Source organism: Reinekea sp. G2M2-21, assembly GCF_015687175.1.
Classification (GTDB): Bacteria; Pseudomonadota; Gammaproteobacteria; order Pseudomonadales; family Natronospirillaceae; genus Reinekea.
The window spans coordinates 55,964-77,366 of record NZ_JADPQG010000007.1 but is presented as its reverse complement, the minus strand read 5'-3'; the positions used below and the strand labels follow the sequence as shown (position 1 = coordinate 77,366).

Annotated in this window: 33 protein-coding genes; all 33 read right to left on the bottom strand. The window is 45.9% G+C overall.

All coding sequences use genetic code 11. The features are described 5' to 3' along the window. Positions 1 to 29: 29 nt before the first annotated feature. Positions 30 to 575 (bottom strand): hypothetical protein, encoded by a 546-nt coding sequence (locus IYN85_RS20685; RefSeq protein WP_196160858.1) that lies wholly within the window; start codon positions 573 to 575, stop codon positions 30 to 32. Beyond that, positions 556 to 933 (bottom strand): hypothetical protein, encoded by a 378-nt coding sequence (locus IYN85_RS20680; protein WP_196160857.1) that lies wholly within the window; start codon positions 931 to 933, stop codon positions 556 to 558. Before IYN85_RS20680 ends, IYN85_RS20685 begins: the two co-directional genes overlap by 20 nt. Before the next feature lie 392 nt (positions 934 to 1,325). Further along, positions 1,326 to 2,447 carry a DUF6878 family protein gene (locus IYN85_RS20675; RefSeq protein ID WP_196160856.1) on the bottom strand — a complete coding sequence of 374 codons (1,122 nt, stop codon included), beginning with the start codon at positions 2,445 to 2,447 and terminating at the stop codon, positions 1,326 to 1,328. Further along, on the bottom strand, positions 2,444 to 3,124 hold the full coding sequence (locus IYN85_RS20670; RefSeq protein ID WP_196160855.1) for a hypothetical protein: 681 nt from the start codon (positions 3,122 to 3,124) through the stop codon (positions 2,444 to 2,446). The genes IYN85_RS20675 and IYN85_RS20670 overlap by 4 nt, the downstream gene beginning before the upstream one ends. 164 nt (positions 3,125 to 3,288) lie before the next feature. Next, on the bottom strand, positions 3,289 to 3,822 hold the full coding sequence (locus IYN85_RS20665; protein WP_196160854.1) for a hypothetical protein: 534 nt from the start codon (positions 3,820 to 3,822) through the stop codon (positions 3,289 to 3,291). A gap of 11 nt (positions 3,823 to 3,833) precedes the next feature. Beyond that, positions 3,834 to 4,070 carry a hypothetical protein gene (locus IYN85_RS20660; RefSeq protein ID WP_196160853.1) on the bottom strand — a complete coding sequence of 79 codons (237 nt, stop codon included), beginning with the start codon at positions 4,068 to 4,070 and terminating at the stop codon, positions 3,834 to 3,836. A gap of 564 nt (positions 4,071 to 4,634) precedes the next feature. Continuing rightward, entirely contained in the window at positions 4,635 to 5,045 is a 411-nt protein-coding gene (locus IYN85_RS20655) for a hypothetical protein (protein ID WP_196160852.1), read from the bottom strand. After that, positions 5,038 to 5,589 carry a hypothetical protein gene (locus tag IYN85_RS20650; RefSeq protein WP_196160851.1) on the bottom strand — a complete coding sequence of 184 codons (552 nt, stop codon included), beginning with the start codon at positions 5,587 to 5,589 and terminating at the stop codon, positions 5,038 to 5,040. The genes IYN85_RS20655 and IYN85_RS20650 overlap by 8 nt, the downstream gene beginning before the upstream one ends. After that, positions 5,586 to 5,996, bottom strand: coding sequence for a hypothetical protein (locus tag IYN85_RS20645; RefSeq protein ID WP_196160850.1), 411 nt, complete (start codon positions 5,994 to 5,996; stop codon positions 5,586 to 5,588). The genes IYN85_RS20650 and IYN85_RS20645 overlap by 4 nt, the downstream gene beginning before the upstream one ends. Positions 5,997 to 6,155: 159 nt before the next feature. Beyond that, positions 6,156 to 6,572 (bottom strand): hypothetical protein, encoded by a 417-nt coding sequence (locus tag IYN85_RS20640; protein ID WP_196160849.1) that lies wholly within the window; start codon positions 6,570 to 6,572, stop codon positions 6,156 to 6,158. A 46-nt stretch (positions 6,573 to 6,618) separates the two neighbouring features. Then, positions 6,619 to 7,596, bottom strand: coding sequence for a hypothetical protein (locus IYN85_RS20635; protein ID WP_196160848.1), 978 nt, complete (start codon positions 7,594 to 7,596; stop codon positions 6,619 to 6,621). 661 nt (positions 7,597 to 8,257) lie between these two features. Further along, positions 8,258 to 8,815, bottom strand: a complete 558-nt coding sequence (locus IYN85_RS20630; protein ID WP_196160847.1) for a hypothetical protein — start codon at positions 8,813 to 8,815, stop codon at positions 8,258 to 8,260. Positions 8,816 to 8,847: 32 nt separating this feature from the next. Beyond that, a complete protein-coding gene (locus tag IYN85_RS20625; RefSeq protein WP_196160846.1) occupies positions 8,848 to 9,123 on the bottom strand; it encodes a hypothetical protein in 276 nt (91 codons plus the stop codon). Positions 9,124 to 9,376: 253 nt separating this feature from the next. Continuing rightward, a complete protein-coding gene (locus IYN85_RS20620; protein ID WP_196160845.1) occupies positions 9,377 to 9,715 on the bottom strand; it encodes a hypothetical protein in 339 nt (112 codons plus the stop codon). Between the two features lie 6 nt (positions 9,716 to 9,721). After that, entirely contained in the window at positions 9,722 to 10,195 is a 474-nt protein-coding gene (locus IYN85_RS20615; RefSeq protein ID WP_196160844.1) for a hypothetical protein, read from the bottom strand. Positions 10,196 to 10,328: 133 nt separating this feature from the next. Continuing rightward, on the bottom strand, positions 10,329 to 10,553 hold the full coding sequence (locus IYN85_RS20610) for a hypothetical protein (RefSeq protein ID WP_196160843.1): 225 nt from the start codon (positions 10,551 to 10,553) through the stop codon (positions 10,329 to 10,331). 59 nt (positions 10,554 to 10,612) lie between these two features. After that, a complete protein-coding gene (locus IYN85_RS26210; protein ID WP_255533803.1) occupies positions 10,613 to 10,738 on the bottom strand; it encodes a hypothetical protein in 126 nt (41 codons plus the stop codon). Positions 10,739 to 10,742: 4 nt separating this feature from the next. Continuing rightward, positions 10,743 to 11,051 carry a hypothetical protein gene (locus IYN85_RS20605; protein WP_196160842.1) on the bottom strand — a complete coding sequence of 103 codons (309 nt, stop codon included), beginning with the start codon at positions 11,049 to 11,051 and terminating at the stop codon, positions 10,743 to 10,745. 124 nt (positions 11,052 to 11,175) lie between these two features. Beyond that, the gene (locus IYN85_RS20600) at positions 11,176 to 12,225 is read right to left on the bottom strand and encodes a site-specific DNA-methyltransferase (protein ID WP_196160841.1); all 1,050 of its coding nucleotides are present in this window, start codon (positions 12,223 to 12,225) and stop codon (positions 11,176 to 11,178) included. Between the two features lie 24 nt (positions 12,226 to 12,249). Next, entirely contained in the window at positions 12,250 to 12,546 is a 297-nt protein-coding gene (locus IYN85_RS20595; RefSeq protein WP_196160840.1) for a hypothetical protein, read from the bottom strand. Then, positions 12,543 to 13,025, bottom strand: a complete 483-nt coding sequence (locus IYN85_RS20590; RefSeq protein WP_196160839.1) for a hypothetical protein — start codon at positions 13,023 to 13,025, stop codon at positions 12,543 to 12,545. The genes IYN85_RS20595 and IYN85_RS20590 overlap by 4 nt, the downstream gene beginning before the upstream one ends. Positions 13,026 to 13,130: 105 nt before the next feature. Beyond that, on the bottom strand, positions 13,131 to 14,009 hold the full coding sequence (locus tag IYN85_RS20585; protein ID WP_196160838.1) for a DUF4942 domain-containing protein: 879 nt from the start codon (positions 14,007 to 14,009) through the stop codon (positions 13,131 to 13,133). Between the two features lie 87 nt (positions 14,010 to 14,096). Further along, the gene (locus tag IYN85_RS20580; RefSeq protein WP_196160837.1) at positions 14,097 to 15,275 is read right to left on the bottom strand and encodes a class I SAM-dependent methyltransferase; all 1,179 of its coding nucleotides are present in this window, start codon (positions 15,273 to 15,275) and stop codon (positions 14,097 to 14,099) included. A gap of 127 nt (positions 15,276 to 15,402) precedes the next feature. Next, on the bottom strand, positions 15,403 to 15,717 hold the full coding sequence (locus IYN85_RS20575; RefSeq protein WP_196160836.1) for a hypothetical protein: 315 nt from the start codon (positions 15,715 to 15,717) through the stop codon (positions 15,403 to 15,405). Positions 15,718 to 16,102: 385 nt separating this feature from the next. Then, positions 16,103 to 16,609 (bottom strand): hypothetical protein, encoded by a 507-nt coding sequence (locus IYN85_RS20570; protein WP_196160835.1) that lies wholly within the window; start codon positions 16,607 to 16,609, stop codon positions 16,103 to 16,105. Positions 16,610 to 16,624: 15 nt separating this feature from the next. Further along, the gene (locus tag IYN85_RS20565) at positions 16,625 to 16,786 is read right to left on the bottom strand and encodes a hypothetical protein (RefSeq protein ID WP_196160834.1); all 162 of its coding nucleotides are present in this window, start codon (positions 16,784 to 16,786) and stop codon (positions 16,625 to 16,627) included. Between the two features lie 153 nt (positions 16,787 to 16,939). After that, positions 16,940 to 17,464, bottom strand: coding sequence for a hypothetical protein (locus IYN85_RS20560; protein ID WP_196160833.1), 525 nt, complete (start codon positions 17,462 to 17,464; stop codon positions 16,940 to 16,942). A gap of 126 nt (positions 17,465 to 17,590) precedes the next feature. Continuing rightward, on the bottom strand, positions 17,591 to 18,397 hold the full coding sequence (locus IYN85_RS20555; protein ID WP_196160832.1) for a PRTRC system ThiF family protein: 807 nt from the start codon (positions 18,395 to 18,397) through the stop codon (positions 17,591 to 17,593). Positions 18,398 to 18,399: 2 nt separating this feature from the next. Further along, complete coding sequence (locus IYN85_RS20550; RefSeq protein ID WP_196160831.1) at positions 18,400 to 19,158, bottom strand: hypothetical protein; 759 nt, start codon at positions 19,156 to 19,158, stop codon at positions 18,400 to 18,402. Continuing rightward, positions 19,155 to 19,661, bottom strand: a complete 507-nt coding sequence (locus tag IYN85_RS20545) for a hypothetical protein (protein ID WP_196160830.1) — start codon at positions 19,659 to 19,661, stop codon at positions 19,155 to 19,157. Before IYN85_RS20545 ends, IYN85_RS20550 begins: the two co-directional genes overlap by 4 nt. 82 nt (positions 19,662 to 19,743) lie before the next feature. Continuing rightward, the gene (locus tag IYN85_RS20540; protein WP_196160829.1) at positions 19,744 to 20,121 is read right to left on the bottom strand and encodes a hypothetical protein; all 378 of its coding nucleotides are present in this window, start codon (positions 20,119 to 20,121) and stop codon (positions 19,744 to 19,746) included. Beyond that, a complete protein-coding gene (locus IYN85_RS20535; RefSeq protein WP_196160828.1) occupies positions 20,105 to 20,314 on the bottom strand; it encodes a hypothetical protein in 210 nt (69 codons plus the stop codon). Before IYN85_RS20535 ends, IYN85_RS20540 begins: the two co-directional genes overlap by 17 nt. Before the next feature lie 186 nt (positions 20,315 to 20,500). After that, positions 20,501 to 21,262 (bottom strand): hypothetical protein, encoded by a 762-nt coding sequence (locus tag IYN85_RS20530; RefSeq protein ID WP_196160827.1) that lies wholly within the window; start codon positions 21,260 to 21,262, stop codon positions 20,501 to 20,503. Positions 21,263 to 21,403: the final 141 nt, after the last annotated feature.

Here is a 21,403-nt window from a genome sequence, read left to right as displayed (position 1 = left end):
CCTTTAGGTTTGGCGGTATCTATTTACCATTAATGATTTGAGTACAACCCTTCTGCTGAATCCGGCGTAATACTTAAACAAAAGCCACGCAGTTTGACTATGACTTCAAACTGCTGACTGTTATTGGCCGATTCGATGCTTAACCCTAAGTGCTTCGCAGCCTTCTTTCCGCTAATGCAACAAAACTCTGATGTTTGTCCGACCAAATAGTGACAGTAGGCAGCATAACGATTGAAAAAGTAGACATCGCTGATGGGATGAATAACCGTGCCGTGACATGAATTGCACTTGTTCAAACGCAGCACTGTTGTGGATTCGTTTGGTTCGTTCCTTTCACTGCCAATCTCAGTTTCGCCTTCCCATCCGTTGCATTCTCGACAGACATGCGTCAAGTCGTAGGGAAGGACAACGCCATATCCCAGGCAAGCCTTACAGGGCTCATCTATCGGAGAAATTTTTGAGTTGAGAGTGCATTGCCCATTACAAACAGGACATACCGAAGGATTTCGGACTATGCCTTTCAGCAGGCCAGTGGCGTTAGCTCTAACAAAATCATCAAAACTGAGCAGCTTCACTACTACCACCTTCCTCGGTAAGGAAGAAGGCATCTTCTTCTGGTCGAGAAAATGAGATTTCATACTCTGAGATGGAATAGGGCGTTTCCACCTTCACCACCCAATCGGCAAGACCATGCATAGGAGCACCTTCTAACGGTCGAGTAATCGTGACATCGCATTCATCTGAAACTGCCAAATAGTCCTTGAGTGAAGGAAAATTTGTTTCGATTTCCTCAACAACATACTGGCCATAGGAATTTTCATGGTGTTCAAGGATTAAAACAGTCTCCATTTCGCCGTGAGACTCATAGATGGAAAGATCATCGACACCGAATGATTCTGCCACAAATTCAGAAAAACTAAGGATTTTAATCATGTTAAAAGCCTTGAATAGTATATGCCATATAATTTAACATGATATTGCAGAAGTAAAGAAGGAAATGCTGGCGATTCTGCATTTGGTCGCGATGGGTTTTTGGCACTATTTATAATTTTTAGGATAGATTCTTGTCTATTTGGGTTACAGGATTGTTATTGCTGGTGAATGTGATATTCGCATTTTTGGTCGTTCGCGAGTTAGTAGATTCCTTCAAGAAGTGCGTCCAAAGGAAAGTGATTTGCTTGAATCGGCTAATCAGACTTAACTACTACTCGGCGGCGATGTTGTTTGCGGCAAGCTGCTTTTTTCTCCTTGAGAGATAATGGCAGCTTGGCTTTGTCATGCGATCTGAAGCGCCCAGCAATCCAGAATTACCGGTCGAAAGGCAACTATTCAGATAATTCAACCTCAAATTCGTCTGAATACTCAACACTTGATTCTGTGTATCGAACATTGACATCCAGGCCGTATCGAGCGTTTTCGACATCGAACTCAAAATGCCCATAACCCCCGTCGTTGTTATACCAGTCAACACCGGTACTCTCTAACCAGTCTTCAGTAACTCTTTCCACGATCTCAACGAGAGGCGTCGGTTCAATAGTTTCCGAAAATTTGAAGGCTCTGGTCTCAGAATCCCATACCTTGACGACATTCGGCCAGTCAATCACTTCTTTTTCGTTAAAGCCTTCAGGGGCATCAAAGTTCACATCCTCAATTGAGCCGGAGTCACCGCTACCATCAAACTCTACCCGTACACTCGCCACTCCGCGATCCCGCAGAATAGGGAGTAAGGCAGTAAGCTGATCGTGATAGTCTGCGCTGACTTCTTCTGGACAAGGAGCATTTGCAGATTCTTCAATACCAAGAGCATTTTTGATCTTATGAATCACCTTCGCGCTTGCCGGTTGATTCAACAAACCTTTAACTTGCGTGACATCCAAATATGGCGTTTCGGAGTAGTCGCGCCGGTAGACTTCGCATGTCCACCGGCATTTGTCTACGAACATTGAAATAATCGCAGAGTTTTGGTTAGCCACTAATAGGTGGTGGTAGCTGGCGACACAATGCCGCTGTCTCAGACCTTCCATACCCAAGCGGCGACTGCTTGAGATAACGTAGCCTGGGAACGATTCAGGCAATAAGTCCCGCACCAATTGATTTTCATAAACTATATTCTCTTCAGCGAGAGTTTTTAAGGTTGCCAGCCTTGAAAGAGAATCATGCTCCTCTTGCCACCGTTTCTTAGACCACCAGGGATTTACCAGACGGTTGAATGTAACTGCCATATCTAAGATGTCTTTGAAATACCCGCGTGCAAGTCCAAGCCCCCGGTAATGTACCAGCCAAGGCAATAGCATATCGGGCTGCGGCAAATTACTCAGTATCAGTTCGACGATCGGAATTTCTTCAGGCTTTACCGCATCCAGCTTAATCAGTTGCTTAATCGGTTGAAGAACCCGTTTAGGTAGATTGAGGCTTTGAAGGTTTATGGTTTCGATGCTTGCGTTCATGCTAGTGCCTCCATTGGTCGAATGAATGATGCTCGACTCATCCAGATTTTGTGTTTGATTAATGAAGCCCATTCAGATGCAGCGGGGATATACCCAAACTCAACTTTGTTGTGATATTCAGCGATATATCGTGTCGGGATGTTATGACCATTGGATAAGGGCATTGTCCGGCCGAAGACTTCTTCGACTTCAAAACAACCCATTGAATGGTGTCGTAGATACCGCGCTGCCGAGTGGTAAGAATCAGTTAGGCGTGTGCTGGCATCGAGTCCGTCTATCCAATCGTTAATCTCTGCAAACTCGTCCGGCGACGCATTGAATCGCTTCGCGCACAGTTGGTTCATTACAGAAGTAGAAATAACTGGCTTATCAAGTTTTCCGAGCCCATCGACATCAAAGCAATCTAACCAATCCTCTATTGTCGGCAAGCGACCACCGCAGTCTTCGCGGATATGCTGCTCCGCGACTAAATAGAGCTTTTCTTGATGCGCTGGATCTGTTGCCAGTGACGTTGCACACAATAAAGCACCTTGTTCATGGTGGCGAAAGGCTCGGTGGCGAAAATCGCCAAAGGCTTTTTTAGTGTCATCCAAATAAAGGTGAACCGGTAACCAGTCGCTACTTTGGCCGCCAAACAGTCGAGCCGAAGATTCGGCGTGAAGGGTAGGGTGAGTCATTTGGGCAATACCTCCGCATTTCTGTAGCAGAAGTATGACCCGTGGTGAGGGTTAGTAATCCGTAGCAATTGTTACGGTAGAGCGCCTAATTGCTTAGCGCCACTATGTGCTACTCATCCCATGGCGTTTCTCGAGGGCTGGGTCATAATTGGCCCGTGTAGTGGTTAAGAAAACAAATCACGAGGACCTGCCTCATGTATCGCAATGGCACCATGTTCGTACGCGTAAATCCGACTTGCAGCATTAATGCGCTGCAGGGACTCACAGTCAGCCGGATCCATCGGCAGGTGCTCTGAATCTGTGACACAAAATTTCTCTACTTTGTAGGGGTCGTATGCCACGTATACGCCACCGGCGCGCACCATGTCTTGAATGATTTCAGTGTGCGATTCGTCGCTGATTGCATGCTCTTCTACGGTCCCATCGATGTAGGCATGAGGCGTTTTTGACTGGTCACGTAATACCGCTTGTCTCCCTGCTTCGGACACTGGAAATTGCACGTTACTCATGAGTAGCCTAGAGCTATGACCTGCAAGGCGCCATGATTTCGACTGTCGTTTGTCCTTGACCGAGTAAACGCGACTGATCAGCCGAAGCTTACGGTTTACATCCTTGAACGTATTCGATAGGTGCAAGTCGACAATAACACGTCCAACAAAACCGGATCCGTGGATAGTTCGTGCAGTTAACTTTGGCATGGCGGTTCTCACTAGTTGAAAGCGTACGTTTCGAAATCATGAAAGTCCGGATGATTACTTTTATCGAGCGCTTCCTCTAGATCTAGCAAATCAGATAACGTTGCGATATCAGTCTCGCTAGCTGATTCAAAAGGTACCTTTGTATCGATATCACCAATAAAGGCCTGCATCGCGGGGTGCTGAACAGCCGAACTGGCCCGGGCAATATCCAACAGCTGCTTGTTTGTCGTTCGCTCAATGAGTGCCATTTTAGTCTCCTTAAGTAGTATTGGTGATGTTAAGACCACCCGCGATGTAAAACTGGCATCGATATGTCCATGACGGTGACATCGACAATGTGCGCCCGAAGTTCATCACAATGGACTCCGTTGACTTCTTCCTTGACGATGTAACGTCTGCCATGGACCCGGCCGAATTCCATGTTGTACAGATCACTGGAAATGTCATATTTAATCTTGATCTAATTAATAGACTGCTTAGCGCCCAGCATGGCCTTAAGTGGTCCGACACCGCCCAATTGCTCAACAAGTACTCTGTAGTCAAAAATTGGTTCACTTGATTGTTCCATCATGATCAGCTCCTGGCTGCAAATTCAATACAACAAGAATAAACGCTCAGCTAAACCCCTGCCTCAACACTTTGATATCTACTCAACGCCTCATTGATTCTGCGCCAAGAATGTCTGTTTTTTAAAAGAAGTCCATTATCTCCGGGCTGCCATCGATTGACTGATCACTTCATTCATAGGGGAATCTAAAACATCGTCACTCATTCTAATTTATAACCTCTGCTAACCGCTCGATACCTGCCTTTTACTCAGCAGCAGATGCCTCGAATGGTACAAAAGAGACTTTGTAACCCGGGTCATTAGCCGGTACCCACAGAAACCAATCCGGATAACTGACGTCAGGAACTATCCTGGGTAAAATGTTAACCCCTCGAACCTTCAATGCACTGGTTAGCACCGATTTATCATCTTCTGAAAAAACATACGACTGAACACTGGAAAAAATAGCGGCTGCTCTAGCAAATGTTACTGAATCGGTTTGGAATATTCTCGATTGCAGTATTGATTCAAACAAATTGACTAAGTCATCAATTTCGTGAATGGCTTCCGAGGCTGCTTTGAAGGCCGCCAGCAAATGCGTCATCGCAGGTGTTAGTAGGCTTTCTTCGACTAGAACCCTGCCTCGTTGCGTATGAAAGACTGCTGCTTTAGTCATGATGTTCATGCTCCTCAAAGTCAAAGCTTAGTACCCGAATGCGGTCGATTGTCATCTGTTTGTAGCGATCATTGGGGTTGTATTCTGTATACCGCTTTGTCTTTTTGTGTGCACCACCCAATGCGCGACGCTCGCCATTAGCTAGATTTGCATAGACCTGGTACTTGTATGGTATTCGCGATTTTATCTGCTCGATCTCGCTGACCGGAACCAGGTCATCTCGAACACCAAAAAGCATTGCTGTTCGTGTCCAAGCTCGATCGTGCGCATGAGTAAGGCCTCTGCACAAATGAGCCAGTTCGTGCCGAATAGTCATATCAAGCTTATTAACTGCTTGGGTACCCAGATACCATTGATTTACTTCGATTGTGCCGTCCGTTTTTGCCCATCCATACTTTGATTTATGGCTAGTCAAGAACACACCATTAGGTTGTACTGACCAACTCGCTAGCGGCGTCACACAAGAGACCTCTGCCAGGATAGATTTGTACCGGGCCTGAATGTACTGTACTGTGATTTCTTGTGGTGGGAGTAGGGTGCTCATAAACCCAGCCTTAACGCCGCTTCAAAAAATTTGGAACAATGCGAGGGAGTGACACACGGCCAAGGGTCTCCAAAATCCAGAGTAGGGTGCCGTACCCAGGTATAGGTCACGCCTGGATAGCGTGCACGATGATAAGAACATTTCACGAGCTCCGCTTCAACAAGCTCGCACTCTTTTGGAAACATTTTACGGACTTTCTTGAGAGCTCGATTGCCTCGTGCTGTAATTACACCAAACGGCATACTTTCAAGGCTATGCTTTGCTTTATGCACTTCATGCTCTCGGAAACAGACAGACGTCAGTTTGCCTGATTGCCATGGGTCTGCAGCATCTTTTGCATTGCCATAGTTCGGCGCATCACAAGAGCAATTTACTTCGTATTCCCCGCACATTGGTCGACTGGACATAGCTTCATTCCTCTATAACTTTAAGAAGAGAATAAGCGATCCTTGCCCAACAAACACACCCAGCCTAGGACACAGAACTGCGCCATATTGCTTTGCGCCAATGACCGCAAAAAATGACAGGTAGGTGCCCCAGCTCAGCGCTGGGGTGCTCGCAAATCGTCAATCATTCACGCTGATGAAATAATCAATGGAGTCCAAAAACTCTTGATCATCGTCTGGGTCAAACACAAATTCACCATTATTTACGACAACCGCATGTTTTAATCCACTCGAATGCTTACCAACAGCAATTGATCGACCTGTAGGAGCATTAGTGCTTGCTGAAACTGTTTTACCGATCGATTCGATCCAATCAACCAAAGCAGACTTCCAATGAGCTCTGCCCATCAAATGGAAGTCCGGAACCACCTCGCGGTCAATACCAAGAAGAAAAGAGATAGAGTGGGTGAGACATGATTCATCCTTTGTCAGAAACGGGACATCATCATCAAAAAAATCAAAGCCACCTACCGATTTGCCTGTGCTTAGATTTGTGATTTGATTGACACAAACACCGTCTGCGCTGTCGATCTTCAATCCGGCTTGCCTTTCAGGGTCGCAGACGGCGATCAATGAATTGAAATTAGTCAGGCCAGCTTTCTTTGATTGCCGGCAATTGGATATCTCGCCTAACCAGAAACTGTGTAAAGCGAGTGTGGTTGGCGATTTGGAAGTCAACACGCTCTTGTGGCATTTCAGCCAGAGTAAAATAGTTACTGAAATTAGCGCGAACTTTTTTGGGGTGCTGACAAAGAAAAATATCACTCACGACACTGCCTTTGAGCGAGTAAGGGCCTTCAGGATCGTTGTGAGATAAGTTCTGTGTCTGTTTATGATAGATTGACAAGAGCGTGTTAAAACTCACCTCATCCAACGACGCAGCCTTTAACTCGTGCTGTTTCTTAAGTAAACGTAATAGCGTTCGAAGCGGGGTGATGGCGGTTACCGCTTTGAGGGTGCCTGTTTTAATGAAGTCCATGTACTCATCGCAGACAACCAACTTCGGCAAAGTAGTCTTAGGGTCTCTGAATAGAGCCACCTTGACAGCATTGATATCAAATCCTTGCAGTAGGGTAGTGGCGGTTTCCTCCATTTGATCCGTTTCTTTATATCGATGAATATTAAACAGGATGTAGTTCATCTTCCCGACAGTCTGACTATCTCGAATCTGGTACTTACCTTTGTCGATGGTCTCGAAACCGGTGAAACCGCCATATGAGCAATAGACCGGTTCAATTTGCGCGGTCAGTGGATTGGCGACGTCTTTAGGGTTGAAAGGTCGAGTAACGGTGCTGTCAATCAGTTTGGATTGATGCGTATAGAAGACATCAAAGTCTTTATACTGGCCGCGTAAGTCCAACTGAAGTAGTTCCAGTATCGCACTGGAAACAGACTGTCCAGCAATTATACCACCTTCAAGATATCCTTTAGCATCCATACCTTTTTCAAGAAGAAGATCGAGAATTTTTACCGCAAAACTCTTTTTGCCGTGGTAATCACGTATAATTTCTTCGAGCGGATGCACATTGTTTTCACTCGAGGGCTGTGTAGTAGCATTCATAATCAGTATCTCCATTATTGTAGTGGAATAACGATACTGAATTGGAGGCCACCGGAATCCTTCGAATTTAGAGCGGAAATGGCCTTATTGTTTATGCCACTTATTACAATAAAAGAGTTCGACTCTGTACTTGAGATTTCGCCGAGGGATCATGGGGATCACTGTACCCACCCTGGACCCGGCCAGGTATTAAGCGAAGCAATATCAACCTTTTGATTGATTAAGATAGGCAGGCGGATTCAATACCCAGGAATGCAATCTAAACGTGTGCGAACAGGTGCGTTGTCACTGGAGTATTCAGGCAGCGGATGGCCATTCTTTACCTTCCATCCCATCGTGAGACAACCGCCCACCATGGATTGAATGTATGATTAGTCTAGGAAATACCAGTAGTATCTGCCAGAAAGGCACCGCTATTTAGCCTTGCCGGCGTTGAGTGAATTATTCACCCAAAACGGATAATAATGCTTCCTGGTTTCAACATGTTCACTCTGCTGGGCAGCCGAGTTGAGAAGCCCATGAAACAATTGCCGGCGAGTAGTTTTAAAACCCGCTGCCGGTGACTTCTCACCGCCCTTTTCCCGCCCTGATAGCGCCCGTTACCACGTACAATGATTAATTATTCGGGCGAGGGTTTACAGCGTGACTGCTAAAAAACTACTTATAAAAAAATGTTGCCAAGCATTGCTGACATAAAACCAGCTTTTTCAGATTGCACAATCAACGAATTATCATTAAGCGGCATATCGAGTACAGATTGATTTGCGACGTCAATAAAGCGAGCATCTGCAGAGTACAGTGTGTAGCGGACCGAGAAACGGTCTGAACGTGTTTCCTTATCCGGAAACTCAACAATAAGCACATAGGCTTTTTTACCCCGAACACCGGCGAATCGAGGTGTCTCCCAATCAACTGATGCGTCAAACAGCTCAGGAAAATCAAATACGTCAATGCCCAGGTCAAAATCAACACCGAACTTTTTCTGATATGGTAGGAGTGCCCTAAATGTGAAAACATCACGACCCACTTTGGTATGATGCTTTAACCATGGTCGATCTGGGCTTCGCTCTGGTACTGAAATAGGGTGACCATCTTCCGTTTGAAAGCTCGAGCCCTTACAGCGGATTCGAGCCATACCTCCGTGCTTCCAAACAATTGGCTGGATGCCACGATCTTCAAAAATGGAAAATGACTCATCAAACGATTGTTGAGCTGTCACCCGATCTTCTCCTGTCGATATAAGAAGCGTTCCTACAGAACCTCACTCAGGATCGCCCGAAAGTTCTGTACTTCAGGAGATCTCACCCGAGCCGCCAAACTCTGTGCAATCTCGACTGCGCGGGTTAAATTCTTTTCACCCCGCAAATAAATAAGCTCACTGTTGCCGAACTTAACGATCCAGCTTTGTTTCAGAAGATTCGCGGCATCGACAACCAGGGAATACCGGTGAGGTGATACTACGCGAACCCGACCATCTGACATTTTTTGAGTCACAACATCTGACTTAACTTGATTCTGTTTTTTCATTTTAAACACCTCTGCAAGTAAGTCCCCGACGACTCACTGGGGACACTTTTGCTTTGCTTACGACACCTTGAGTAACTAACAGCGTTACTCTCAGATTCATTTATCGACTTATGCAGTAAATGAAACGCAGGATTTCTAGTTCCCAACTGCCTTTTGTCGATGTCCAGAGGTATTGTTAAGTATCAGACGGTAAATTACCCCACTACACTGACTTGCAAAGTAGGCGCCTTATTGGTTTATGCGCCTTTCAAATTCACGGCATTAAAACCGATACCAGTCGTTTCACAATGTACTTAACGACTGGCATAAAAAAAGTAACAACCGCAGCAACGATGGCTTGCTGACAAAGTATCAGCAAGGTGAGTCCAATAGATGTAAACCGAATGCTATCCAAAGCCCAGGTAAAGACCTGCAGGCTGGCAACAAATAAAGACATTGGCACGACGGCTGCGATTAGGTATATCCTGCGAAATCTATAAAAGAATGCTGCAAATAAAAGAACTGAAAAAATGGAAAGTACATTCAACTCAATTTGTAGGACGTAATTCCAAGAGGTAAAGATTGGATGACTCATGAGCTCGGTATTATTCATTAGAAACTACCGGAAAAAATTCAAACGCTGATCCTCGATAGCCGGGATTCGACGCTCAACCTGCAGGAAGCGAAGCTCGTCACCTCTAACTAATTTGCTATGTCCAGAAACTGTATGGCCAGGCGCAATAAAGCTACCAAGCAAGGATTGCTGGCGCTTATTCAAAGCTTGCTTAAGTTGAATGAGATCGACCGTTCTGTTTTTGGTTCCCAAACAGAGCAGTTGGTAGCACCTATTCATAAAATGAAGTTCATCACGGGTTAATTTGCTGATCGGCGTTATAATAAGCTCTCGCAAATTATCGAATACTGTAACGACTGCGTTTTGATGGCCGGCAATGTGTGTGGCTTGATCTACGAAAATATATGTATCGAATTGCCTTACAGTGTTCATCCACTCCATTAGGTTGTTATAGTCCGAGCGCACATATAGGAGCCCTGAGTCTATTGCTTTATCTAATGAGGTCTGGAGTCCGGACATGAGGAATTCCTTACACTTCATGAAATTAAACGGAGTGTAGGAAAAAAAAGATAAAATATCAATATAAAGAGTTTTTTCAGGTCCACTGTTAGGCCCCGGAGGACTCCGAGGATTAACTCTTAGACTGAAAGCTTCAGTGCTGGAGCGATTTATTCAGATAACTCACCAACTGGGCACCGCCTAAATATCGCTTGTCTGGTCGCTTATAAAGGGTTGCAAATGCCGTAGTGGCGGCAATTTCCCCAGCAGTAGGATCTACGTCTAAGACCCATCGATTATCTACATGAACTGCAATGGCTGCATTGGTTTCGGTTTCACGGATCGTTTGACTACGTTGGCAATGTTTAAATGTTCCCATGAGTGCTGTCCAGGGTAATGTGAATTAAAGTCAATGTTGAGATCATTAATAAACTGCACTTACCCATCGTTTACACCACGGGCCTTATGCTTACGATAGCCTCGCTTGAGCTTGGCTTTCTTGGTTTCGTGCTGATATGGCTTGTAAAACTTAAATACGTTCTTTGCCACTGGGTTGTGTGCCATGACTCTATCCTCCAGTCGTTGTGTAAAACACTTCAACACTGTCGTCCCGATAGTGATCACCAACTCGGGTAGTTAAGAAATACTCATCAACGCTATACAAATCCTTAAAATCCTTCAGCGCAGACGCGAGGGACTTCCGTTTTTGGCTGATGTGCATCCGTTTAATCATGTGTTGCGACTTGAACGCCTTAAGTTTCTTGCTCAAATCCATAATATGCCCCATATGGTCACCGTTCAGGATGGCCGCCATTTCTGTCTGGCTCGGCAACATCTTTGATTTAGCCTTCACTACAACCTTTGTGCGTCCAATCATTTTCAATTCCACCAATGCCTATCTAAGTTGCAGATATGATACTTAACTCCTTTAGGCTAACCCCAGCAACATTTATTTACCCCACGGCGACCTATTGTTTTTCGCCCTTATTAGCCGGTTCCGACTAAGATGCGAGCCTTAAAAGACCCAGTTCAAGGTTTTCGCGATGGATGTCACCGGCAATCCAACGTCGATTCAGTAGTTCGGCTTCAGTGCCCGTGGTATTTGTGCCTGAAAACAGATCAACGACCAGTTGCCCCGGGGTTGTCCAAAACTCAATAGCTGTTCTCGCCAGCTTTGATGGCATCATCGCCTGATGCACTGGCAATCTATGTTGCGGCGCTTGTTTAGATAGCGCTCGGCCCTTCGCGCATACATTGCCGATGTGCCATACATTTCGATTCAGAGCCCCATCTAAAGTTGAAATTCTGGTGTTGTCTGCCAATGAGCGAATCGGATCGTTTGTAAACCATATGATCGGCTCGTATCCAGCATACAGCTGCATGGTATTTTTCTGCGCCCATTGAGCGGGGCCTGGCATTTTGTTCGATATCCAAATGATTGAGTCCATGAAGATCAATCCGAGATTATCTTCTATCTCAATAATAAGACGCTCTTTATAAGTAGAGCGCCCTGGCGAGCCATTGGAGAAAACGTCATGCCCAAGATTCAGAGCGATCGTACCCCCGGGCGCCAGCCTTTTCACTACTGGCTCAAGGGCACTCATTAGCCAATCGATATAGACCCTAGAATCGCGTGGGCCTTGACCGTAATTCCTCTGAACAGCCAAAGGATAGGGCGGACTTGTAAACATCAAGTGAATAGGCTCATCAATGCTTTCAGCTACGTTTGTTGCAGAGCCCCACAGGGCACAGCCCAATTCGGTGGAGTAAGCAAGCATCACTTGGGAGCCAATCATGGTATGAAACTCGGACTTTGGTCCAGTACGTGTCCATGCATCATTTCCGACTCGTTCTACAAGTCCGCGCAGTTTCAAGCCTTGCAGATCGTAGCGGCGCCGGCGCTTCCAAACCTTCACTCCGTCAACGTCCTGATTTACATCAGATTGCCCCACCTTAAATCGATCTGCTACAGCTTGGTAAAGCTCTTTATTGCTGAAGACCCCATCGGGCAGCGCCTCAAAAGTATCGAATAGACTAAGTTGTTTCGTCATTGAGTTTCCAACCTGAGTAAAGGTTCATTGTGTTCTAACCGGTGACATCGACGTCACGATTAATTCAGTCTTCCTGTTTTTCGGCTTTCTAAGATGGCCATTAATCCAGAGAGTCTCGAAAATTAAGTTTCCGCCACTGGTTTTGGATGCCAGTTTTAAAAGCGTATTGAATGCGTTTTCAGGCACTTTGAGTTCTACAAACACTTCTAAGCTTGTTGGGTGCTCTTTTTGTGTACTTGAAAAAGGGATATGAGCCTTCTTAAGCTCAGAGTGAAAACGTTCGACGTTTTCGTGGTTTTCCGCACGATAGGTAACGTTCATGCTTGCAGCTCATGTGAAGTAGTAATACTGACCTCGCCCGTTTTGCTTAGCGATCTGTCTTCTTTTCGAACGATAGCCATTACCTCATCAGTAATGCTAAGTTCTATGTCAGGGCTAGTTATTGTCACAGAACCTGTCTGAAAATCGCTTTGATAGCCATAACCAATTTGCTTGGTGGCACCATCCGGGGACTCTATATAAAACGAACTACCATTCAGCACTTGAACATTTCGATTAGTTAACCCGATTGTATATCCATTCGGTTCGAACGTGATTAACATCCTGCCCGGCTCACCGTGAACGACATAACCTGGTGAACCTGCAATGACACGCTCTCCTCGCATAACTGCAGATTCAATCGCCGCGATCCATGCATCATGGTATAGAAACTGAGCGATGAAGTTATATCCATCATCCGTCCACTTACAATGGAGAGGGTCATACAATCCGGCCGCAACTCCAGCAATAAGCGCGCGCATAACGTCGTCCTCATTGGTAAGTGAATTTGCGCCGTAGTGCTCCGAACTAATGTCTTGATTGGGACTCATCCAACGTATGAATTGGCTTGCAAAAGTACACATGACTTATTGAACCCCCTTCGAAGCTTTTGCATTGCGCTTGCCTAACAAATGTTCGCCATGCTTCGCGATGATTAAGTTCAGCCGTTCGACAAAATCAACGTTATGAAAAACGACATGCAAATTACCGTTGTCAAATTTTTTAACTCGAAAGTATTCAAGGTCTTTCCAATCATCATCTTGTTCCCACGCCCGCGCCTCTTTAATGAGATGTCCAGCTTTGTAGACGCTGGTGGGGTCTTTGCTGTCGAGTACCATGAAGATGCGGTATAAGTCGGTAAATCGGTCTTCGCTGTCACTGAAGTGGTTGGTTGTCCAACTGTCTTTTTGGTACATATCAGACAAAATGATTTTATTGCCGAAACGAATACCATCATTCGTGACCATGGATCGATCAAGCGAATCAAATGTTTCAATTACGGTGCCGACAAATGTTGCCCAGCGATTAGTAATCTGATCAGCCACGGTACTAAACAAAGTGTCTCGATCAAAAGCAGGACAGTTACCGGCCTGAATATCTTTGATTAGATTCTCTCGCTCGTGGAAAGTATGAAGAGCATTGAGCTTGCTCGAAGTTAATGCCGATTCCCAAAACAGGGCATTGAGAGCTTTGGCCGTTCGCTTCTTAAATGCATCGCGTTCAAAAGAAACTTCATATGCGCCAAATAGGCTTTCCTTTACCTTCTTGACAAGCCCAGCCGGTACCGCTTTTTCTAATACTGGGCAGTGGCGCGTTAACAAACCATCGAGCTCATCTAGGGCAAAGGCAATGCGATTTACCAAAAGTTCTGCGCGCTCACGATTGTCAGCAAGCTCTGACAATATCGCATCGCCAGTGCAAGGTAAGCTTGAAATGATGAATGAAGTATTATCCGTGTTGTTCATTAGTGCTTTATCCGACAATTGAAATATTGGTCGATTTAACTGAGCAGTGTCGCTAAGGGGAGGCAAGCCCAGTCGAATCTAAAAGGGTTAAACGGCGATATCGAAGTCAAATAAATCGATTTGCTCTTCAATAGGTGGCCCAGCCGGTACAACATTGGGCTTTTTGTTCGCCGTCATGTTGGCTGTGAGTCTTGCTTTAAGCGCTTTCATTTTTGGGATGTACTCAACAAGCTGAGGCGCCCATTCTTCTAAAGTGGCGAGCATGCCGCGATCCATAAACGCTACGTTTAGTGAGTTCCCATAGACAGTCAAAATACGCTCAAAACCTTTGTTCATTTTGTTGTAGATTGACTTTCCGCGTTCTTTGGTTAAGGAATCATTTTCTAAATCAGTCAGGTAGCTGGAGATAACCTCGGTCTTCAGCAAATCTTCGTTTGATGCAGCGCAGTACCACTCGTTCGTAAGGGCTTGCGCTCGAGATGCCAGTGTCTCTTGGTATCGCTGCTCGCTTTCGATTTCGATGACAGTGGTGTTTATCGAAACACCTTTAAAAGTGTTCTTGCCAAAATAATCTTGCGGATCAAGGGTGGAACCACGTTGCATGGCCGCACGTTCCATTAGCCATCGGCACTGGTCATTGTTCACCCAACGAGTGATAAAATTCGTCGGTACTACGGAAATTAGTACGCCATGAGGTGCCAAAAACTTCTGTGCATGCTGAATGTGATCGATATAGGAAATATTATCGAAAGGGGGATTCATGACCACCAGATCAAAGACCGGTTCAGGCTCAACCTCAAGGAAATTAGCAAGCGTAACCTTGACGCCAGTCTGTTCAGCCATGAGCGCGTTTAGTGGGTCGATCTCATATGCTTCAATTTGAAAGTTACGCCCGTCTTTTTCTGCTAAGGCTTGCAGCTCAGTTATCAATCCGCCTTCACCGCAACTGGGCTCAAGAACGCGAGTTGGACTATCTGAACAACCCACATAATTCAACGAGGTCCATTCAACTATAAAATCAAATACAGATTTTGGTGTTGGGTAATAGTGAAATTTATTGAGCCGGCGTGTACCTGTCTCCAACGCGCGAGCAATTAGCTCTTCTGCTGGACGCCCTACAAATTGAAAGTAGCCTTTTTGGCCTTGCCATTTACCACCTAGGCGGTTAATGACATTCTTGACCTGCGCATAGAGCTTAGAATGTAGCTGCTCTGTGACAGTAACCGTATTGTTGAAAGCATCAATGTTTAGTTTTTCACGAAACACGTCACTGACAGTTATCTGTGATGCCATGTGTTGAATCTCCCCAAATGCATATGAAGAGAATACAGAGCAAAACAGTTACAAAGACCTACGGCCTAGAATACTTCAAAGCGCCTTATTGCTTTTGCGCCTAAAGAATCGATCGGTCTATTTCAGACTCAATGAGCGAGGTGAGGGAAACAAGAAAATCGATTGGAAGTTCAGAAATGGGTATCAAATGACGGAAGTCTGCCTCAGATGCGGGATCGGAAAGTTGGCAGAACAAGCCGGTGTCCATCCGACGGATGGCATGGATCCTTGAAGCATCGCTCCCAGGTAAATCTAATACTGAAGAGGCGGGGACATCTATGTTCTTTGAACTGTTTAGAGTCAACAGCTGGCGATCCCCCATAATGTTCACAAGGGTGCCTTCGCACTGCAATCGCAATATATCCAGTTTATCCATGAACAGCAGCCATCATATTAGGATTTTCTCAATACTATTGAGTTAGCGAGATGAAAGCAATTATGCGGGTTCTCGCATATGTAAAGGAATCCGGCTGAATGATGCCCAATGTGAGTAGCTTTGGCCGGTCGAGCCTCGAAACTAAAATGGGCAGCGTAGCGGTACTCTTTTTAAAAATCATTGATTGGAGGCCATACCGGATCAAAGCCAGCTGCGCTGCCATCTAAACATCCGGGTCTCGGTTCAAACTCCGGCTCATCTGTCGTGCATGAGTTCCCACAATCAGGACAGTCGGCAGCATTAATCACCACATAGTAAGCTGGCTCGTTGCCAATCCAAGCGCATCTTGTACAAGCATAAGTCCACCGTGGCGCTGGGTGTGAGCTCATAGCGTTTCTCCATTAAGGAGCGGGAGAGACTCGTCTTGGTAGCCGATATGTCTAGCCTTGTGGGGGAGATATTCAAAGCCATGCCGAATAGCTAAGCCACGCGCAATCGATATGGCTTCATCTAAATCGTGGAATGTTGTATCACCGAATTGGTCGTAATCGTTTCGTTCATGACTTTCGGTCGGCTTCAGACCGATCAACTGAATCTTTGAACGGTCGCCACCTGGATGACACAGGAAATAAAAAGGTTCGGCATCTACAAGCGCACCAATCTCATCAATTGCTTTCTGTGAAAGAATGCCCTTTGGTTTTTCGTTCAAAAGCCGTTCACTCGGAGTGACGTTTTCGAGGGCAAGTTTCAGAGCTTCCTCAAGTTGTACTTGCGTCAGATTATAGCAATCAATTACACCCTGAAGCTTTGAAGCAATCTCACCTGATGCACACTGGATATCATCGAATGCAATATCGTCCGTTAATGCGTTTTGTGCAATCTGAGCCATCATATTAAACCTGTCTAATTAGCGTTGTGATTCGTCTTCTTCAGCATCCTCAAAACCGTCTGACCAGAACTCACCAAGAGCACCTTCAAATCCAGTTTCATAAGGATTGTTCGATTCATCACGTCCTGAAAAGTAAGCGCGATAACCTTCATCGTAAACTGCTTGCTGCTCGTCCGTCATTGTACGTCTCTTTCTGTGCGTTTATCATCGTATTCCTTGAGAGCCGGGCTGACATCCTGTCGAGCAAGGATGGTCACCAGTAATTCCGTGTTAATGCTGTTCAAGATTTCTATCATACCAATAGTCTCGCGCCTATCTAAAGGATGTTAACAATTACGCTGCAGTTTTGCTTGACAGTTTCAGCGCCGAAGGTTTGGTGGAACTCAGCCGAGCTTCAATTTCAGGGGTGTGTGCAATCGGCTGAAAGCTGAATGGCGAATGTTCACTGTTTTCCACGGCAAATTGTCGATGCTCCTTTGAACCATACGAAAAAATAACACCAAGGTCGCTACTGCTTTTCGTTTTGTCAGGCACGTTCAGGTTGAAGCTAGTTAAGTACCGCCCCTTTGAATTACCGAGGTAGAACGAGCTGGACAACATAGCAACCTCAGAAATAGGCATTGCATTCTCGATAGCGGTTTTAGTGAGTTGCAGCCATCCAATTGAGTCAAGTGCGTTGCCACCATGAGTCAAGCTACCAAATTCAAACATTTCAGCCTTTTTCAGTAACTGCTTGAACGCTGCATGATAGCTGCCGAAAGCCACAACATTCCAATAAGCATTTTCGATCAGCGCAAACAGAACCACCAAACCAGTGTGCCTGCATTTAAAACCTGCCACTCTCGTTAAGTCACGCATGTTCCACACCCCTGCAAATTGAATACAACCAGGATAGCACTAATATCATTATAATGACCCCTTACGATAATATACGTCAAGAGCGCCATATTCCTATGCGCCAAGCGGGGCGAAGCCCCGCCAAAGCTAAGCCACATACCCAAACAGCCGCCATTGTTCATTCGAGATCGGCAAAGCTTGCGTGGATAAATCTGCTCGATCAATGAAGCAACCATGATTGGTGAGCTTGCCTGTGCGGATTAATTGCCAAATCAGGCCGCTGGCCGATACCGCCATTTGACTATTTATGCCAAAGTCCTGTTTGGCAAAAGCCTCTTCGGCTGAGCATGAATCTTCATCTCTGTCCTCAGAATGCTCCAGACTTGGATAAAGATCGGCTACGTTGGGTAGGCGCTCGCGGTCCAAAGGGCAAAGCAGGTGACCCAATATAACTTGACCGGTGTTTCGGTCATTCCCGCAATCAAGCCAGAGCAGTTCTTCGTGATATTCTGCTTCTACTTCAGCTACATACATTTCTTGCAATTCTGCAAACTCTTTTGCCATGTTAAATCGCCACTGACCGCTATCGACGCAGGTCACAATCAAATTCGGTTTTGTTCGGCAATTCTCATATTCAAAGACACCCTCAAATAACTCGGCATTTCCATATACGCGAGCGTTCGGCCAATGACGCTGGTATCGACCGGCCAACACCTCGGCTTTGTTCGCCCCCACGTCCACCGGCCAGAATCGCTGGCGACCTAAGTTCCACTCCGACACTGTATCATCATCGAACACAACAATGCGGAGTCCAGGGTGGTTGAGCATTTGAAGCGAAACATCCATGCGAAATAGCTGGTCTAACATTTCGCTGCCAGTGCCACCGGCACCGATCAGCCAGACCGTCAATGGAAGACCGTTCACCCAGCTGGGAGGGAATGTGAATTCTTTCATGCCTAAACTCCGCCGATCATACCGCTGACCGTGCGGCCAATGGGTACTAAGTGACTGTATGAGAACCGATTAGCCTTTTCGCTCTTGGACTTCCAATACCGATACAAGTCGTCTGTTTCTGAGATTGTCCGGCCAACTATGTTGAGTCTTGGGCCGCCATTAACATGTGAGAAAGCCGTTGCTTCCAGGTATTCGTGCTCGACTGAAGCCATTCCCTCTGCCAACGTATCAAACTCGAAAACGTTTGGGCGCTTTCCGCCCCAGCAAACGCGCCCATCTTCATAAGTGTTCATCAGTGGGGTATGAAACAGTTCAGATTGTCCCGAAGGTCGTTGGTTCGACCCTAACGCAAAGACTACTAACTCACTCTCGCGGGACAGCCAGAATAGAGCCGGGGTTCGGCGCATAAATGACTTAGGCTTACCACCATTCAGTCGAAACCACAGCCTGGTCATACGCGAAGGTGACCACCATGCAAGTGTATTTCGCTCTTGGTAGAGTACGTTTTCTGGTAGCACTTTGATAAACGAGGAATCGTTAACGCTGGCAGAGTCACCGTTTGATTCAACAATGCCACGGAGAAGGCGATACGCATGATCAACGTCAATTGTCCGTCCTTCCTGCATTTTCTCGCTTTCTACTTCATGGATCGTAGCCACAGGGCTATAGTCACTTTCAAGTTGCGAGTTTTTTGTTAAAAGCTGTTGTTTGTAAAAAACAAGCGCCATGCAAGGCTCAACGGTGAAGGCTGCTTCTCTCATGCCGCGACTCCATATTCGTCATCAATTGCATTGAATTGATTCGTCAACTCAAGCAAGGATATATTACCCGCTTTAAATCGGCGTAAGACTTCTGCCTTAGCTTCATTGACTTTCCAAGCCTTTGTAGCAGATACGCGAGCCAGGGCGGTGCTATCGACCGTCCAATAGCCATTGGCAATTGCCTCTGCCAAAGCCTGCATTGGAGTGTCGTAATGAATGGACATGGTGTAGTGATTTTCATCGAAATACCAAAGCGTGACCCGTGATGCGTCCTCTTTGCATACCGCGATGTGGCAGTAGCTGTTTTCATTTCGCTTGTGAGCAAGCTGAATACCCAAAGGCGAACCATCACAGAATTCAAGTGCATGATGCCAACGATTATTCATGTTATTGAGACAGATTAACTCTTGCTCACCATCTTGCGTGGTCGCATAGATAGCGTCACTTAGCAGCCATTCTCGCTGAATCTGGTATTTCGGATGGTCTGGAAAAACCTTACTCATAATCTGTGCCTCAATTCATTCAAAACTAAAACAACAATACTTAATTTGTCTTCAACCGCCCCCGTATTCTTGGGCTTCTAAGCTACGCCGCCTTGATTCGCGTCTGATCTGCCCAATAGTCAAAATCAGAGCCAAACTGACCAACCGGCGCAATCTCGTTGCTTGATAGATCAATCAGCAGTTTTCGGACTTTCCAGGAAGACTTTCCGGCAGGGTCGGACAGGTAAACACCTTGAGCATCTTTGAAGACAGCACCAGTCGACACTGAAAATGTGCTGGTGGCAGGAAAGTCCTTAGCGGCTTGTTTCAACTCCGTTGAGTTTTGCCGAATGCTTTTGCTTCGAGTGAGATATACGCGTTCACAATCATCGTTTTCAGCGAAAATTAACGCTCGGTCAGCAGGTGTAAGCATGCCACGCAACTGAAATTGAAAATCCGAAGATTCAGGCAGAATTGGCATGGCCAGCCCCCTCATCTTTGGCGATGACCCAGTTCTCAAACTCGACCTTCCCATTGCGATCAAGCTCAGCACGAAGTCGTTTTGCTCGGCGAATTTGAGCACTATTGCGACCACCACCTGTCATTGCAGTAAGTAGTTCATCAACATCATTTACTTCGATTTGTTTCTGACCGGGTGTAGTAGCCAATATCATAGGAACTCCTTCATCAACCGATTGACGACGGAGTAATGGTCACAGATTCCCGAAGCACTTAGCCCGTGGGTTTAAGTTACCAAGATAGCGCCATATTGTTTTGCGCCTGAAAAATCCAGGCTCTGCGCGAGCGGCAGCCATAGGTGGATACTGCAAGGGCAGGGCGTACTTCCTTAGACTAACGCATCACGAAGCGATTTCGGTGATAAGCGAAGCTGGGTGACAGGAGCGTAGTGATTCGCTTAGAGATTGAGCAGTAGATTGATCTACGTGAGTAGAAATGTGATAGATACTGGCTGCCAATACTTCTTGAGCCAAGCTCTTGAATGAAGACTCTGACAGATGATTGAAAAACTGAACTAATGGCACACCTTCATTGAAGCTGGCATCATAGCTGTAGTGGTGAATGTCATTGTGAAATCGACCAGGTTTGCACAAAACGCTCACTTTAAAAGATAGCGGTGACTTGTTCACTTGAACAGCAGTGCTCTCACCGAGTCTCCCTATGGGCCTGTTAAGTTCTGTTGTAATTCTAAAGTTCGGGGCATCACGAAGTAATATGGCCAGACCGTCTGAAGGTTGATCCTTCACACTAATCAGAGATTGGAGATTGCATCTCCAAACAACATCGTGAATTGCCAGGCTAAGCGCCCGATGAAATGCAGCTTGAACAAAATGCGAATCGATTTCATTTAATCTAAACTCGGAATCATCGCTGGCAAATTCATACCATTGTATGAAATCGATCAAAGTCGTTAGAAGTGACTTCCGGACAGAGTGATACAACCGTTTCTCGACCAAGGATTCAGAGCCATCTTGGATAGCACTGGCCGCAATCGCAGAATTGCCGAACTTCACCAGCATCGTTTGTAATTCTGCGTCTATCTCTGTGGACAATCCAAGTTCGGTGCTAGATAAAGACTTCGCGGCTTGAACGATATGGCACATAGCGTCAGCTCCATTCTCTTTATTTTGATTGGATATGATTATAAACAATATTCCAATTCTAGAGGAAGTGCAAGATCACGCCATAATGCTTGAAGGAATATAATTGTCGTTCCGACGGTTCGCTGGGGGCCATTGCTGCTT